Below are 17187 nucleotides of genomic sequence, written 5' to 3' on the forward strand. Positions count from 1 at the left end.
TTGCTGATTATGCAGAGTATAGATAGAAAAAATGTACTTGGTATTTTAGATGAAATACAAACAACAGGACATAGTCCTTTAAAGGTAATAGCTGATGATAATCAAACATATTTTATAAAAAACTATGGAGGTATATTACCAGCATACTACCTTTGTTCTGAAATAATATGTAATGGTTTATTATCAATATGGCAGTTACCAACACCTCAAATAATATTATTAGATTTAAACTCGAAGTCTTTTCAAGAAAAACTATTAAAATATTCTAAAAAATATCATAAAGCTCATTATTATGATAATATTCCTGCTGTTGGAAGTTTATTAGTAGAAGGAAATATTATAGAATTGAATACATTGACAGAACCAAGTTCATGGCTTGAAATAAATACTATTGAGAATAAAGATAATATTTGGAAGATAGGGTTATTTGATATATGGGTAGAAAATGATGATAGAAAGCCAAGTAATCCAAACACTTTAATTCAACACATTAGTACAAATAGAAAAAAAGTGTATGCTTTGGACCATGCTTTTTGCTTTAATTCAATTGCTTACAAAGATTTACATCCAGATTTTGGAGTTTCACAAAGTTTTAATGATAATATTTTATTTACGAACTTAGCTAAAGAACTTTTTAAAAAATATCAGAATGATAAGCCGTTCAGAAATGATGTTGAAAGTTTCTTTAAAGCAAAAGTTGAAATTTGTAGAATACATTTTTGTGAAATTTTAGATAACATACCTATTGAGTTTGGATTAAATGAAATAGATAAAGAAAAATTATATAATTTTCTATTTCACCAACAAAGAAATAAAAACGTTTTAGAATGTTTTTTTGATCATATAGAAGATTATGCCTAAAAGTTACTACACATTGATTCAAATAGTCCCAAATTTATCTGCAAATGATAGATTAAGTATTGGTTTGATAGGATTTGATGAGAACTCCGTTAAATTTCGCTTTTCTGATTTAAGAAAAACAATTGCGATAAAACTACTTAATAGCAATAGTATAATAAACTACATTACTACTCAAATAGATAAAAAACTATCTCAAAATGTTATAAATTTAGAAGCACAAATTCAAACAAAAGGAGCAAATGATACTAATTGGATAGGAAGTTATTTAGATTATTTACAAAAATATTCAAATGGTACTTTACAATTTTCAGAACCAATTTTAATATTAGATAGTTTAACTGAGGCAAGATTTGATAGTTTGTATGATAGCCTCTTAGCAACTAATTATCAATTAGATGATGAGAGACTTAATCTTAATAATAATATCGAAAATCAGGAAAACAATAATAGTTTTGATATTTCTGAGAATAATTCTAATCCCCAAAATAGAATATCAGAAGATGATTTTTTTAAACATACTCACATAATAGATCAATTATATTTCTCATTAAAAAGATTTGAAGATATTCTTGTTCTCCCAAGGAATTTTTTGATGAATCTTTATCCTTTTAATAAAAGTAGAGATGAATATAGTTATTTAGGTAATTATTCGTTGCAAACTCGAAATAAGGAACTTCTTGATTTTTTTGATAAAATAACGACTAATGTTGATGAAGTGGAGTATAATATTCCAGAAGAGTTAGATAATGTAGATAACTATGATGAAAAGTTAAAATTTATTTTGAAGCAACTCAATCATGCACAAATTCTTTATGTATGGTTGGATAAAAAAGAAAATGAGTATAAAAATATTATATTAGAAAATCATATTAATTGTGATTGCATATTATGTTCTTATCAAGATTTTAACTTTGCAAGGTCTGCTCAGTTGCTACAAGAAACTAATACAGAAAATAAAAATGAAGCAATGGACAATGCTTTTGCTCACTATTTATTTGGAAATTACTTTACGTCTGCCCAATGCTACATTGATTTGGAAGCAAAACTTAAAAAAGATGAAAAAAATATCCTAAGGCTAATATGTGTTCATAACATTGTAAAGTTAAGCAAGTATGATACAGAGATAGAATGGCTGATTTCCGAAGGATTCATTGATAGGATAAAAGGAGAGCAGGTAATAGAACAATTCAAAAATGTAGATGAATGGAAAACTATAGGAGACATGAATGTGTCTAAGAAAGAAAAAGAATTATTAGAATGGATTAAAGAGGAGAAAACTTTTTACTATGGTTTTACAGAAATAACAGATTCATCGAAAAAACTTATTGATAATTATCATAGAATAAAAAATGGAGGAACTGTTTGGAGTCAGGAGATAGATGGTTTAAAAGTAGAATTAAATGAACTTATACTTTTTTATGTAGGTAACGGGTTAATATTTCAACATTTTAAAGAATTTTATGATATAGTAGCTTTGGCAACAGAAGCTTTTATAGCTTCTCATAGCATACCTAAAGATAAAGATTCATCAAAATTAAAACACTTTGACGATACTTTATTATCAAATATTGTGCTTTACTGTCATGCAGAAGATTTAGACAAATGCTTTGATAAGTATCAGGTTAAAGAAATTAACTATCAAAGTAATTCTTATATGTTTTGGGATAGGGTAAATAATTTTTTTGACTCTAAGAATAACCTTTCATTAATTTTACCATTACTCAAAGAGCGAACAAATAGAAAATTTTTAGGAACATATAAAAATATATGTAAAAATCTACTCCTTGTTTTGGGGTATATGAAAGTAGAAACAGAATCTTTTGAAATGATTTTAGAGAAAATCCTGAATTTCTGGAAAGAAACACCCATTATCACTAAAGATAGAGAAATGCAACATTTTTTAAAGGGATTTTTATCTTTAAAAGAAGAGGATTTAAAAAATGAGAAACTTTCAGAAGTATTATTTGATTTCCTTAAATTTTTGTCTACAATAGATGAATTTAAACACCAGCACCTACAGATTATGCGATTGCTGGTTTGGAGATTTGAAAAATATGATAGAAATTATCAAATAGATGATATAAAGATTATAGAAAAAATATTAGTAAATTCTCAAAATGAACGAGAGTTGTTAGTTTATATATACCCAATTATAGCTGAAAACTTTAAGAATTTAATAATAGAAAAGCTTCAAAGTTATTTGTATGAAAAATTTGACATTTATATTTTTTATGAGGCTATGTATGCAGGAATGCTTGATTACAAAGAATATTTTGATAAGATAATAGAGGGCAAACATTATGAAGCAGCTATCAGCATTGGCTATAAATATAGGTTAGATTTTCAAGATACTGTATTTCAAGAAATAAAAACACACTCTCCTTATTTTGAATGGCTCATAGAACCAGAAAGTTTTGATTATTCTTTATTTCAAATAAAGTGGATACATGAAATTAGATACACAAGTTTAAGAGAAATTATATGGAAATCTCAAAAGTTAAAAGAATATTTAGAAAAATACTTAAAAGATAATGATAATGAGAATTTAAGAAAGTTTTATTTTTCTTACATAGTATAAAAAACTCTACCAAAAGGTAGAGTTTTTATTTATGAAGCCATAAGTGGCTGATTATGGGATTCCTTCTTTTTAAGTAAAGTAAATAACAGTGTAAAAATACCTGTGAGAATAGGATAATACAGATATTGAATAACTTCTAAAGGCGAAACTTTCATGGAGGCAATAGCCAATGCTGTCAAAATTTGAGCTCCATAAGGAATAATGCCTTGTACAAAGCAAGAAACAGTATCCAAAATACTTGCACTTCTTTTAGGAGCAACATTGTATTTTAAAGAAATTTCTTTGGCTAAAGGTCCCACAATTACAATGGTAATGGTATTGTTGGCAATACATACATTGATAAGTCCTGTTAAGAAAAAAATACCTAATTCTGCTTTTTTGGGAGAGTCAATTCTTTTAAAAACCTGCTCCAGTAAGAAGTCAATTCCTCCCTGTAACCTGATGATACCTACAACACCCCCAATAATCAGGCACAGAATACTTAATTCAAACATACTTCCCATTCCCTGATTAACAGAAACAAATAATTTTTCTAAAGAGAAACCTTCATAAATGCCTACCAATGTGTAGCTGATAATTCCGATTAAAAGTGTCCAGATAACATTTACGCCCAATAAAGCAATGATAAAAACGCCTAAATAGGGGATAACTTTAAAAAAATGATAATGAGAAGGTTCAGGATTTTCGAAGTTTTGACTATTGATATTTGAAAAAGCATAAATTGTAAACGTAATAAGTGCAGGAAGAAGAATTATTTTAAAATTCACCTTGAATTTATCTTTCATGTTTACGCCTTGTGTTCGGGTAGCTGCGATAGTAGTATCAGAGACAAACGAAAGATTATCACCTAACATAGAGCCTCCAACTACTGCTGCAAGGGCAATAGGCAGACTTCCTTCTATATTTTCATTTAAACCCACAGCAATCGGAGCAAGAGCTGCAATCGTTCCCACAGAAGTACCCAATGCAATTGAAATAAAACTTGCTACCAAAAATAAACCTGCTATGAGAAGTTGTGGAGGTAAATATTTTAAAGTAAAATGAATGGTAGCACTAATTGCTCCTACATCCTTACTGACTTGTCCAAAAATGCCAGCCAACAAAAAAATAACAATCATGAGTAATATGTTTTCATCGCCAGCTCCTTCGGCAAAGGCTTTGAGTTTGCGGTCAAACTTTACCTTAGGAAATTGAAGAAAAGCAATAAATAAGGATATGAGAAATATGACAAGTACGGGAACTTTGTAAAAGTCATTGAAGTAGAGAGAAAGAGAAAAGTATGTTCCAATAAAGAACAACAAAGGCAATAAGGCTATGAATTTTCCTTTTTTCATGTTATGATATAATTAAGAGTTTCAGGTACAAAAAATAGATATGATTACAGACGCTTAGAAGCCTGTAAAAAAATATGAATAGACTAAAATGATGATTAGCTTAACAGCAACAACAGAGCAAAGCCATGAAGATTGTTGTTTCCAAATTATATTTGGTTATGTAAGAAAATGTGGCTGAAAAAAATAAGTTCTTTTGCATGTTTGTATAAGTTTTATATTTCCTAAATAGTTTAGGCAGGAATTAGCACCTTGCTTAAGCAGGTTGCCAGCACTTCTTAGAGCCTGTTCTCTTCGTGCTTCTTTATAAAACAATTACAATAATCAACTAAGAGAGAATCTTAGATTTGAAGAGGTGTAATTGAATGATGTTGCAAAGCTATATTGAAAAAACGAATAAGCCAAATTTTATTTGGTTTTATTTTTTATGATATTTTAGAGAAATATCATAAATTGTATGATATAATAAAAACTTCATGAACACAACACTTAATTTAAGCTATCAGGAGTTAGAGAAAATCCCTGATAGCGTACTTGAAAAATTTTATTTGGAAAGTTTAATAATAGGCGATGAATTTGATATCAAAGATGATTTTGGACATCCTCAAGAATATTCTGATGGAGACTGGAAATTTTTAAATAAACTCAAAAAACTACCAAGTGATCTAAATCAACTTAAAAATCTCAAAAATTTAGATTTGAGAGGTAATAGACTCAAAAAAGCTGTACTTACAGATTTTCCTAAACTTGAACACATCAATTTAGAAAGAAATGAGTTGGAGACGATTAAACTACAAGACTTACCACTATTAAAATCTGTTAATTTATCTCATAATCAGTTTGTTAAAATAAATATTGGAGGTTTGCCAAATTTAGAGCATCTAAAACTCTATAATTGTAAACTTGAAAAGGCTCAAATTCAGAAAATGTCGAATCTTGTTGAGCTTAATTTAAGAGAAAATAGATTGAATAGTATAAGTCTAAAAGAGTTGCCTGCACTTAAAAAAGTGACATTAACACGTAATCTACTTGAAAAAATTCGACTTTCAGGGTTTGAAAGTTTGGAAATACTCAACATTAAAGAAAATAGATTAAAAGAGATATATCTTTCAGATTTACCAAATCTCAAAGAACTTGATATCAGTGATAATAAAGTTGAGGTGTTACATTTAAAAAACCTGCCATCTCTGACACATCTGTATTGTTACAATTCAAAACTCAAAAAATTAATTCTTGAAGCTTCAGAATTACCCAAACTGACAAACCTAAGTATTTCTGGAAATATCTTAATAGAACTGAAACTACAAGACTTTTCAGAACTTGCAACGATTTATTGTGAAAATAATTTGGTAAGAAAGGTTAAGTTTCAAAACTTACCCAAACTCACAAGACTATACTTCAAGAATAACCACTTAACTAAATTTGACTGGTTAGAAAATATTCCAGAAATTACGAATCTGAATGTTATGGGAAATTATATTGAAAATGCAGAAGAACTTGTGAATCTTAAATCTTTAAAGACACTCGATATAGCATCAAATCCTTTAGAAAGCTTAGATTTTATAAAAAAAATGCCTCAATTAGAGTCTTTGTATATTACAAGTTCTGCATGGAAGACCACTCTTATTCCTGAGAAATTTTTGGGTAAATATCCTTATGAAAATAGTTTAGAGAAAATAAAAAAATACTTTTCGAGCCATGAGTAATACTTTTGAATCTATTTTAAAGGAAAACTGGGAAAATAAAGATGAGTTTTTATCTATTGAAAATGATGAAAACTTAACAGAATTACCAGTTCCTTTTTCTAAATATCAGCATTTAAAAAGTCTTAAAATTCATAAAACCAATCTTAAGAAAATTGAACTCTCAAAATTCTCCAAACTCAGAAAAGTTAAATTAGTAAGCAATCAGATTGAGCAGATAAAAATAGAAAAACTGCCAAACTTGGCAGTTTTAGACCTTTCTGGTAATAAAATTAAAAACATTGAAATTGCCAATTTACCTAATCTGCTTGAATTAAATTTAAGTTATAATGGTTTAGAAAGAGTAGAACTTAAAAATTTACCTTCACTCAAAACTATTACACTCAATTTCAATCAAATTAATGATATTTCTATAAAAAATCTATCCAGTTTATACTATTTAAGTATTGAAAATAACCCATTAGAAAATATAGAACTTGAAAACTTGCCTAAATTATGGTATTTTTCATGTAAAAAACATTTACTCAAAGAATTAAAACTTTCAGGATTTCCAAATCTAGAAAGAATAGATATTTCTGCTGGTAATTTAGAAAGCCTCGAATTAAGCAATATGCCTTACTTGGATATTATATGGGCAAATGAAAATAAGCTCACACAAATAAATCTTGCAAATCTTAAAAATTTACAGTACCTCAATCTAAATAAAAACTTGATTTCTCAAATACAATTCAACAATCTCCCCAAGCTCAAAGAATTAAAGTTAGAGTATAATCAGCTTAAACAGCTAAATGTAGAAAAATTAGAAGGCTTAGAAATCCTTTCGATAGGATATAATCAACTTCAAAAACTTTATGCAAATGGTTTACAATATTTAGAAACAATTTTAGCTTCATGTAATAAATTTAAGGAGATTCTGATAAAAGACTTACCACGTTGTAAATACATCAATTTAGCCTATAATATACTGATAAATCCACAATTTGAGGGCTGTCCCTGTTTAAGTAGTTTGTGTTTGGGTAATAACGAAATAAAAACATTGGACTTTATCTGGCGATTGGAATCGTTGGTTTATTTAGAACTTGGAGGTAATGCTGATATCCTCTTGCCAAAAGATGTGGTTTGGAATAAAAACTGGCAAAGAAATTGTGCCAAAGAAGCTAAAGAATATATATCCCAAACAAAATGGAAATAATGTATCGTTTTATATTGTTGATTTTACTATTACCCTTTTCAATAATGGCTCAAGATGATACTCAAAACAAAAGCTTACAAGTTGATTTGAAAGTTTTGAAAGATGGAAAAATAGAAGTGAAAATCACCAATATATACTCTGATAACCTGTATTTGAATAGTCATGTAAAAGCTGGGGAGAGTTTACATTACGATTATTTTGAACTCGAAGCCATAACTCCCGATTATGAACATATCTATGGAATAGATTTTAAAGATAGTAGAGATAAAGCTTATCCTGTTACAATTCAATTAAAACCAAAAGAAAGTATTACTCATATCATAAACCTTTTGGAATGGGCAGAGAAAACTCATAACCAGCAAACTTTATGGGAATATGCTAAAATTCGTAGCTTGCCCCAGAAATGTGGTGTTAAAATCAGAATAAAATATTATAACTCCCAGACTGAGGAAAAAAGAAAAATTTGGAGAGGATATGTATATTCGGATTGGGTAATATGGTAATAACAAAAGCCTATCAAAGATAGGCTTTTACATTTTGTTCAGGGTGTTTAACTTAACTATGCAATGTGTTGAATTCGTCTAAATTTGTATTTTGAAAATATTTATACATTTTGAAAATAATGGCTAAAGCAAGAGCCACTTCGGTCGCTGCAATAATCATAATAAATAAAGTAAATGTTTGTCCATCAATATGGTTGTGGTAATTGCTGAAAGCTAAAAGATTCAAATTGGCAGCATTTAAAATAAGCTCTATACCAATGAGTATCATGATAGCATTTTTCTTACTTAGCATGATATAAATTCCCAAAGAAAACATCAAAACGCCTATCAATAAATATATTTGTATATCAATCATATTTTTATTAGAATAATAATTACAATACAAATGTGTAATATTTTTTCTGATTGTACCAATGATAGTTTATGAAAATCATGATATATTTCATGAAAGTTTAGTATGAATACACCAATTGTTTCTATCATTGCCCTATCTTATAACCATGCCTTGTATATCAATGAGGCTTTAGAGTCTATTTGGAATCAAACATATCGAAATTTTGAGATTATCATAATTGATGATGCTAGTATAGACAACAGTGTGGAGGTGATTAAATCTTTTTTAGAAAAACACCCAACCCATATTCCTATACAATATGTTTTTCATTCTATTAATCAAGGAAATTGTATATCATTTAATGAAGGACTTTCTAAAGCAAAAGGTAAATACGTTATAGATTTTGCATTGGATGATGTGATGCTTCCTGAAAGAATAGAGCAACAAGTTGTTTTTTTTGAAAAACAACTTGGAAATGTAGGAATCTTATTTACCAATGCCATTTTAATTGATGAGCAAAGTAAAAAAATAGGTTATCATTATCCTGTCAATTCCAAACAAGAAGCTATTCAAAAGCCTCCACAAGGGAAGGTTTTTAAAAATATTTTAGAAAAATATTTTATTTGTCCTCCCACCATGATGCTCCGAAAAGAAATGCTGATTTCATTAAATGGCTATGATGAAACACTTGCTTACGAGGATTTTGATTTGTGGGTACGAGCGTCTCAAATCGCTGATTTTGTGTATTTAGACAAAATTACAACACTGTATCGTAGAACTGCTCACTCTTTATCAAGCGGATTTTATCAAACTCAAAAGAATCCATTGTTAGCATCTACTTTGGTTGTTTTAAAAAAAGTGTATGATTTTTGTGTAGAAGAAGAGGAGTTTAAATTATTAGCTCAAAATGTTCAGTATCATCAAAGGCAATGTTTTTTTACCGAAAATTTTGATTTACTTGATGAATATAGTAATTTCTTAAATCAGTTGAATTTGAGGAAATATAGAACTTTTTTGACAAAATTTATAGAATTTTTAGGCAAAAATCGGTTAAAACTTTCTAAATTGTATCAAATGTATAAAAAATTACGATATGCGAATTCTTAAAATATGTGTATTAGTTCTTTTGTTTGGACATGCTTCAAAAGCACAAATAGCTTTAGGTTTTAGTACTTCACAAGATTTGTATTATAAAGGAGCAAGTGACTTTAAAAGGTTTTATGGTGTTGGTCTTCAATACTATGTAGGTGACCATGTAAGTTTTAATAATAGAATCATGTTTGGAGTGAATCAGACAAACAAAGGAGTGATGGTACATTATGGTTTGGGTGGCTTGCTTACTCAAGCAGCTCTGAGTGGTGGTGGATGGTTTTGGACAAGTGGAAATTTTGTCAATGAACTGATAGGTTTGGTTATTTTGCCTGTTATTATTCCTGAAGGTGTACAATTTCACTTGGGTGGGGATAATTTACGCATATCACCTTATATCTATCCAGCATCTTTTGAATATAATACATTTACAGACTCTAAACTTAATCTCAATGATAAAGAAGTAAAAGCTATTTTAGAAGTTGGAACTGGCTTTCAAATCTTGGTAAAGGATGGATTACTAATTTCACCAAACATTGGGTGGAAAATGAGATATGGTGATAAGAGACAAGCAATTACTTTAGGCGTTATGATAGCATTTATTAGTAAAGATTAAACAAAAAAGACTGATTTATAATCAGTCTTTTTTGTTTCTATCCTCATAGCCAAGCTTTAGAAGTGTATCTTTCAATTCTTTTCTAGCAATATGAATTCTATTTTTGACCGTACCAATAGGTATGGCAAGTCTTTCTGCAATTTCATGGTATTTAAAGCCTTTGTAATACATTAAAAAAGGATTTCTGTAAGTGTCTTCAAGATTCTCTAAGGCAGTAGAAATTTCCTGTAATGCAAAAGAAGATGTAGCTCCATTCTCTGCAATAGTATTTGCACTATTAATAAAATGTAGGTTTTCAGTAGTATCTATAAATGTTTTACGTCTTACCATACGTTGATAGTTGGTAATAAACGTATTTTTCATGATGGTATAAAGCCATGCTTTGAGGTTTGTACCATCAGCAAACTTCTCTTTATTCGTGAAGGCTTTAAATAGAGTTTCTTGTATAAGATCATTAGCATCTTCCAAATCTTTGGTAAGTCTCATAGCGAAAGGCTTTAGAGATTTTGATGCTCGTTCAAGCTGATAATTGAATTCGAGAACTGTCATATTGGTAACTCGTTTTGTTTAATACAAATGTATAAAAAGTTAAACAAAATTCCAAGTTTTTGTTTAACTTTATTTTTATATTGTTTAACATAAAAATATAAAACTATTATCTTAAATAGTATTACTATTAAAAATACAACATTATTTCTTTTTTTGGAAAAAAACAATAGCTTTGTGAAAAAATATTTCAAAAAAATTATGAATTTATTGGTCTTAGATAACTACGATAGTTTTACCTATAATTTGGTACATTTACTCAGAGAAGTAGGCTTCAATCCAGATGTATTTAGAAACGATAAAATTACAGTAGATGAGGTAAATCAATATGATAAAATACTGCTCTCACCTGGTCCTAGTCTGCCCAAAGATGCGGGTATTATGCCAAAAGTTATCCAAACCTATGCTTCCACAAAAAGCATCTTAGGTGTTTGTTTAGGGCATCAGGCAATAGGAGAAGCATTTGGAGGAAGTTTGTACAATTTACCTGAAGTACAACATGGAGTAGCTACTGATACAATTATTACGAATACTCAAGAAAAACTATTCCAAAAGTTACCTCAACAGTTTAAAATAGGTAGGTATCATTCATGGGTGATTGATAAAAAATCGTTAGAAAATACTGATTTACAAATCACTGCTGAAGATGAACAAGGTTTTGTAATGGCTGTACGTCATAAAAAATATGATGTTTGTGGTGTGCAATTCCATCCTGAAAGTATCCTGACAGAACATGGTAAGCAGATGATTTTGAATTGGTTAGGGTAATTTTATGAAAACATATCAACATATTTTCTTTGATTTAGATCATACACTTTGGGATTTTGAAAAAAACTCTAATGAAACTTTAGCGGAACTACATGAAGAGCATCTTGAAGAAGAGCAAGTTCCCATTCACAAGTTTCTTGAAGCTTTTCATCGAGTCAATGATCACTTATGGCATTTGCATGATACTTATCAAATATCTACTCATGAACTTAGAGAAAGTAGGTTCCAATTAGTTTTCAAAGAATTTAACTTTGCAAATACAAATGTTATTGAAATGTTTGGTGAGCGTTATTTAGCAAGAACACCAAAAAAACCTTATTTATTGCCTAATGCAAAAGAGATTTTAGACTATTTACAACCTAAATATAAATTACACATTATCACAAATGGTTTTCCTGAAATCCAAAGAGTGAAAATGCAAAGTAGTGGAATATTAGATTATTTTGATGAAATTGTAACTTCTGCTGAAGCTGGTTGTAAAAAACCTGATACAGGTATTTTTACCTATCTGATGGGAAAGTTGAATACACAAGTAGATGAGTGTATCATGATAGGAGATAATCTGTTGACTGATATTTTGGGGGCTCAACAAACAGGTATAGATGCTGTTTTCTATAACCCCAAACAACTACAACACAATGCTAGTCCAAATTATGAGATTAATTGTTTAGGAGATTTAAAATCTATTTTATAGATTAGTGTACTAAACTTAATCTCAAATATTTATGAAAAAATTATTTATTTTTGCTGTACTCTTATCAATATCCAATAATTTGATATGGGCTCAAAAAGGTGATTGTAGCGGTTATTTTGCTCATAAAGCTGGTACAAAGTTTGAAATAACAGTCTATGATAAAAAAGACAAGCCTTCAACCACACTTAAATACGAAGTTTTAAAGAATACATCTACAACAAATGGTTCTGATATTGTTTTTAGCAATGAAAGTTATGACGCTAAGAATAGGCTAATTGCCAAAGGTGAATTTAGTGCAAAATGTCAAGGCTCTCAATTCACAACGGAAGTTAGAAATATGAGCTCAGAAATGATGCCCAAATCAACTGATATTCAGATGAGTGTTTCAGGTGATCAGCTAATTTATCCCCACAAACTTTCAGCAGGACAAACTCTTCCAGATGCTAGTGTAGATACACAATCTACTATGAATGGTATGAAAATTATGTCCATGAGTACTAAAATTACTAATAGAAAAGTAGAAGGTTTTGAAACAGTAGAAACACCTGCAGGTAAATTTGAATGTGTTAAAATTTCTTATACTTATAGCAATAAAATGACTTTGGGTAAGATAGAAGGAAAAGCTGTAGAATATCTTGCCAAAGGAGTTGGTTTAGTGAAGTCAGAATCTTTTGATAAAAATGGTAAAAAGGTCTCTACTCAACTACTTACAAAGATATATTAAATCAAAAATTGAAGTAAAAAAGAGTTTGGGTAATTAAAATTTATTCAAACTCTTTTGTTTTTAAAGCTATGATAGGAAAATTTATAACGAAAGCAAATAGTGAGAAAAGATTTGCTATTGCTGATATACATGGTTGTTTGGAAACATTGAAAAAACTAATAACTCAAATAAGCCTGACAACCAACGATCAGCTCTTTCTATTAGGAGATTATATCAATAGAGGCCCTAATAGCAGTGGAGTGATGAGTTATATCATGGAATTGCAAAATTTAGGGTTTCAAGTTTATCCACTTCGTGGAAATCATGAACAAATATTAATAGAAAGTAGAGGTGAAAAATTATCAGAACCTTATTATTCATTTCTGAAGAATCTGCCTTACTATTATGAAACAGAAGACTATTTTTTTGTTCATGCTTCTATTGATTTTAATAGCATCGAGCCATTTCAAGATACAGAAGCCATGCTTTGGAAAAGATACTCAAGCCCAGATATAGCATTTTTGAATGGTAGAAAAATTATTCATGGACATACTATTCATACAATTGATGAAATTAAGGAAGCTATTAAATATAATTTCTCAATTATTCCATTAGATAATGGATGCTATAAAGGTTTGAGGATGAAATCAGAAGAATATGGTGAACATGGAAATCTTTGTGCATTAAATTTAGATACATTGGAACTTATTATCCAAAAAAATATAGATGAGCCAAGACCAAAAAATTAATCAGATTCTTTCTGAGGCTGAAAAACTCAAAAAAAAAGAGCAAGAAAGATTAGAAAAAGAAAAAACCAAATCTTTTAAGAAACTTAAAGAAACACCTAAAACACCCTCAAACGATGAAACATGGAGGGTATATAGAGCTTTGTTTGGCAGAAGTGTAGGTTTCTTATGGTTATTGCCTTTGGTATTGATACCTGTTGTATATATCATGTATATAGATGAACCAAATAAGCTTTTGGGATATTTGGCTATCATTATTGCTATTCCAACTCTGCGATGGCTCGAACTAAAAATATCCCTTTATTTAGGCTACTCAAAATTTAGAAAATGGAGAACTCAATTGCCTTTTGAGCTAATAGGTTGGGAAAATATAGTAGATAGTAAATATTTTGATAACACATTATACTGGAGATTAAATGCTTGCGTAAAAATAGAGTTTCAAACAAAAGATCTGTTTAATGAGAAAGTACTTACAGATATGTTATTTCTATTATGTAAAAAAATGGAAAAGTGCTTTTATACACCAGAGTTTGCAATAGCGGGTTTTGCTTCTGATCCCAGAAAACACTGGGAAGTTCAAGGAAACCTCATAAAAGGAAGCTTAAACAATCAAGTTGTGTTTGAAATTTATAAGTTTTTATCTCAAGAATTAAAACCACTAGCATTTGAGTATCAAAATGTTCAAAGAGTAATTTTAGAAGCCAGTCACGAGGAGTATAAAATAGAACCTGAAAGAGTAAGTAGCGATTAAATAAAAAAGGCTGGTATTTGATACCAGCCTTTTTTTATTATTTATTGTTTGAAGAATTTAGCTATTCGCTTTCCTGTTGGGCTAATGCTATGAATAATATACATACCTTGATTTAATTTTTGTAATTCTAAGGTGATTTTTGCATCCACAACTTGTTGATTCTTGTATCTTGCTACTTCTTGTCCTGAAAGACTATAAATAATAATATCAGATGTTTCAGGTACACTTAGTTCTTTATCTTTTTCAAAAGAAATTACCAATTCATTTTCTGTGATAGTAGGTTGAATATTCAAAATAGGTAATTCATTGCTACCTTTAGGATCTGGAAGTTTTACCTTTTGAATACAACTAATACCATCTAAATCAAAACCATCAGCCAATCTATTGAATGCAGGAGATTCTTTAGGAGATCTGTCTACAACCTTGATATACTTTACAAAAGGTAAGTTTGCAGAAGCAATGTCAAAACGAGCTCCAAGTTGGTCGTTGACTGAGTTAGAATTTTGAGGTCTTTGTTTATCAGGTTGAGTAAGTCCTAAACTAACCCAATTGATACCATCTTTTGATATATATACTTCAGCTACCTCTGGATATTGTTTAAAAGTTGGGTTGTTATAACTTGTTTCTAAAATCTCAAAATCATATCCATTTTGGTCTCTTAATCTACAACTTAATTGTAATACGATCTCTCCTCCAAAACCTAATGATACAAAATTTGCATCAGGAGCTAATTTATTAATTTCATCAGAAGCTTGTGGGAATCCTAGAGCTTTTGTTACATCACTAGAGTTTGCATCGATAGCAGAACCGTCTTTTGTTCTTCCTTGTGAGAAGGATACAATATTACTAGCACTCACACAAATCAAATCTGAACAAAAAGGTGTATTATCAGGGCACAATACAATACTATGCAATAAATAATCACTGTCATCTGCAGGTACACTTTCTACTCTGCTTGCAGTAGTATAAGGCATTGCGTTGAATTCTAATATTTGGAATTCTTGTTGAGTATTGATTTCAAATGTAAAATTACCTGCACAAGTACCACAATAAGGTTCAACAGCTTTAAATTCTCCTCTTCCTACTTCTGTAAGTCCTGTTGATGTCGATTTGTAAGCAACCCATGTACCTCTTTCAGCATTGTTGCTACCTTCTCTACCATAAAAACGAGAAACTGTAACTTTTGCATGGGTAAACATACCACCTAAATTAACTCTAACAGCTTCAGATTTATTTTCGCTTGCAATATAATTGATTTCATGGAAACGGCTTCTATCTCCATTTTCAATTACAGGACCTGGTACGCCAATACCTCCACTATTTAAAACACCTTGCCAATCTGCTCTGAATGAAGCTGTTGTAGCAGGAGAAAAATGAACACTATTCAAAGGTTTTACAAAAATATTAGCTTTTGACCAATCCTGATTCGTTCCACCCAAAATGTCTTCACAAACAGCAATAGGTTTACACAAAGCAGTTATTTTACGAACCAAATAATCGCTATCATCTGCAAGCCTTCTTGCTTGAGCTGTTTGATATGCTCCTGCTGAGAATTCTAAATAACGGAAAGGACGTGAAGTCAAGATTTTTAAATCATAATGACCAGGGTTTGAGCTACTCCATTGAGCAATCCCTTGAAAAACTCCAGCTCCAACTTCTTGAAAATTCTCATCCAAGGCTCTCCATGAACCAACTTCTACTTTTGTTTGATTTTCATAATTGTAGAATTTTGAGAGTAATACATCAGCAGCATTGATACCGTTGGTGATGCTTCCCGCACCAAAATCTACTCTTAAAACTTCTGTTTGATTTAATTCTCTATAATAATTAATTTCTTCAGCATAAGCTGTATTAGTTTCGGATTCTGCTGGACTTTTCACTCCTAAACCACCACTATTTGGTCCACCCCAACCCAAACTTACATTGAAATTTACATTTGTATTAGAAAATGTAGTTGAACCTAAGGGTTTTGCTGATAAAGCTACACTTGTCCAACTTTGTGGTTTTTGGTCTCCACCAACAACTTGTCCACAAGTTACATTTGCTACACAAATAGGAGTAAGTTCTCTTAAGAAATAATCGCTTGCATCAGGAATAGTAGTTCTTTGATTACCATATTCTAAAGCAGAAAATTCTAAATAATAAAAAGGAACAGATGTACGAATTTCAATGGCTAAGTGTCCTGGGTTGTTGTTACCCAAATTTTGAGTAGACGCAAAATTTCCAAAAGCTACTTCTTGTAAATTAGCATCCAATGCTCTCCAAGAACCCTTTTCTACTTTGCCATATTCTCTATATAAATGTGATAAAAGAACATTTGCTCCACGGAAACCACCTTGACGACAGAATTTTACTCTTAAAATTTCTGTGCCTACACCTGGTACATAATTAATTTGTTTGAAACGAGCATCAGAGCCAACAGGACCAGAAACACCTACACCTGGTGATAAAACACTATTTCCAGTGTATAAAACTTTTTGAGAAGAAAAACTTGTATCTGTAAGTCCTTTTGCTGTTAGTTCTATATTTGACCAAGAGTTGGCGAATCCATCACCGCCAGTTTTTTGGTCACACTCTAAACAAGATTGAGCTTGTAAAGAGGAGAAAGTTGCTAAACTTAGGTAAGAAACCAAAGAAAGCCTTCTACGAAGAGAGTTAGAAAAAAGTTGCATAGATAATGTTTGTTGTAAAACGTTACAAATGTAAGAAAAAAAAAGAAATCGTACAATTTTATTTGATAGTTTTTGCTCTAGAAACTTTATTTTCTCAAAG

16 protein-coding genes and 1 other annotated feature are annotated in these 17187 nt (G+C 30.1%); of the genes, 12 read left to right on the forward strand and 4 right to left on the reverse strand.

Translation table 11 applies throughout. From position 1 onward, the window contains the following. The first annotated feature begins 9 nt into the window (after positions 1–9). Together AD998_04985 and AD998_04990 are read left to right on the forward strand one after the other, a co-directional pair. The gene (locus AD998_04985; GenBank protein KOY85591.1) at positions 10–861 is read left to right on the forward strand and encodes a hypothetical protein; all 852 of its coding nucleotides are present in this window, start codon (positions 10–12) and stop codon (positions 859–861) included. Beyond that, on the forward strand, positions 854–3439 hold the full coding sequence (locus AD998_04990; GenBank protein KOY85592.1) for a hypothetical protein: 2586 nt from the start codon (positions 854–856) through the stop codon (positions 3437–3439). Before AD998_04985 ends, AD998_04990 begins: the two co-directional genes overlap by 8 nt. A 29-nt stretch (positions 3440–3468) precedes the next feature. On the opposite strand, the gene AD998_04995 is transcribed toward AD998_04990, so the two are convergent. Next, entirely contained in the window at positions 3469–4773 is a 1305-nt protein-coding gene (locus tag AD998_04995; GenBank protein ID KOY85593.1) for a sodium:proton antiporter, read from the reverse strand. A 209-nt stretch (positions 4774–4982) separates the two neighbouring features. Beyond that, positions 4983–5083 (reverse strand) — a binding site (SAM riboswitch). A gap of 163 nt (positions 5084–5246) precedes the next feature. Between AD998_04995 and AD998_05000 the strand changes: the two genes are divergently transcribed. The 3 genes from AD998_05000 to AD998_05010 are packed head-to-tail and all read left to right on the forward strand — an operon-like array spanning position 5247 to position 8168. After that, positions 5247–6476 (forward strand): hypothetical protein, encoded by a 1230-nt coding sequence (locus AD998_05000; protein ID KOY85594.1) that lies wholly within the window; start codon positions 5247–5249, stop codon positions 6474–6476. Beyond that, the gene (locus AD998_05005) at positions 6469–7665 is read left to right on the forward strand and encodes a hypothetical protein (GenBank protein KOY85595.1); all 1197 of its coding nucleotides are present in this window, start codon (positions 6469–6471) and stop codon (positions 7663–7665) included. The genes AD998_05000 and AD998_05005 overlap by 8 nt, the downstream gene beginning before the upstream one ends. Beyond that, entirely contained in the window at positions 7656–8168 is a 513-nt protein-coding gene (locus tag AD998_05010) for a hypothetical protein (protein KOY85596.1), read from the forward strand. The genes AD998_05005 and AD998_05010 overlap by 10 nt, the downstream gene beginning before the upstream one ends. 52 nt (positions 8169–8220) lie before the next feature. Here AD998_05010 and AD998_05015 read toward each other — a convergent pair whose 3' ends face one another. Continuing rightward, positions 8221–8523, reverse strand: a complete 303-nt coding sequence (locus AD998_05015) for an NADH-quinone oxidoreductase subunit K (protein KOY85597.1) — start codon at positions 8521–8523, stop codon at positions 8221–8223. A gap of 102 nt (positions 8524–8625) precedes the next feature. Between AD998_05015 and AD998_05020 the strand changes: the two genes are divergently transcribed. Both AD998_05020 and AD998_05025 read left to right on the forward strand, forming a co-directional pair. Further along, positions 8626–9609 (forward strand): hypothetical protein, encoded by a 984-nt coding sequence (locus AD998_05020; protein KOY85598.1) that lies wholly within the window; start codon positions 8626–8628, stop codon positions 9607–9609. Further along, a complete protein-coding gene (locus tag AD998_05025) occupies positions 9596–10207 on the forward strand; it encodes a hypothetical protein (GenBank protein ID KOY85599.1) in 612 nt (203 codons plus the stop codon). Before AD998_05020 ends, AD998_05025 begins: the two co-directional genes overlap by 14 nt. 21 nt (positions 10208–10228) lie before the next feature. Here the strand turns inward: AD998_05025 and AD998_05030 are convergent, their stop codons facing one another. Beyond that, positions 10229–10756 carry an RNA polymerase subunit sigma gene (locus AD998_05030; protein KOY85600.1) on the reverse strand — a complete coding sequence of 176 codons (528 nt, stop codon included), beginning with the start codon at positions 10754–10756 and terminating at the stop codon, positions 10229–10231. 198 nt (positions 10757–10954) lie between these two features. Here AD998_05030 and AD998_05035 point away from each other — a divergent pair, with 198 nt between their 5' ends. The 5 genes from AD998_05035 (at position 10955) to AD998_05055 (ending at position 14415) form a co-directional block, all read left to right on the forward strand. Further along, a complete protein-coding gene (locus tag AD998_05035; GenBank protein KOY88062.1) occupies positions 10955–11521 on the forward strand; it encodes an anthranilate synthase subunit II in 567 nt (188 codons plus the stop codon). A 4-nt stretch (positions 11522–11525) separates the two neighbouring features. Then, on the forward strand, positions 11526–12215 hold the full coding sequence (locus AD998_05040; GenBank protein KOY85601.1) for a hypothetical protein: 690 nt from the start codon (positions 11526–11528) through the stop codon (positions 12213–12215). Positions 12216–12246: 31 nt separating this feature from the next. Then, positions 12247–12939: a hypothetical protein gene (locus AD998_05045; GenBank protein ID KOY85602.1), complete on the forward strand. Its 693-nt coding sequence runs from the start codon at positions 12247–12249 to the stop codon at positions 12937–12939. A gap of 68 nt (positions 12940–13007) precedes the next feature. Then, positions 13008–13667: a hypothetical protein gene (locus AD998_05050; GenBank protein ID KOY85603.1), complete on the forward strand. Its 660-nt coding sequence runs from the start codon at positions 13008–13010 to the stop codon at positions 13665–13667. Next, positions 13645–14415: a hypothetical protein gene (locus tag AD998_05055; protein ID KOY85604.1), complete on the forward strand. Its 771-nt coding sequence runs from the start codon at positions 13645–13647 to the stop codon at positions 14413–14415. Before AD998_05050 ends, AD998_05055 begins: the two co-directional genes overlap by 23 nt. Positions 14416–14456: 41 nt before the next feature. Here AD998_05055 and AD998_05060 read toward each other — a convergent pair whose 3' ends face one another. Beyond that, positions 14457–17087, reverse strand: a complete 2631-nt coding sequence (locus AD998_05060; protein KOY85605.1) for a hypothetical protein — start codon at positions 17085–17087, stop codon at positions 14457–14459. Positions 17088–17187 lie beyond the last annotated feature (100 nt).

Source organism: bacterium 336/3 (assembly GCA_001281695.1).
Taxonomy (GTDB): Bacteria; Bacteroidota; Bacteroidia; order Cytophagales; family Thermonemataceae; genus Raineya.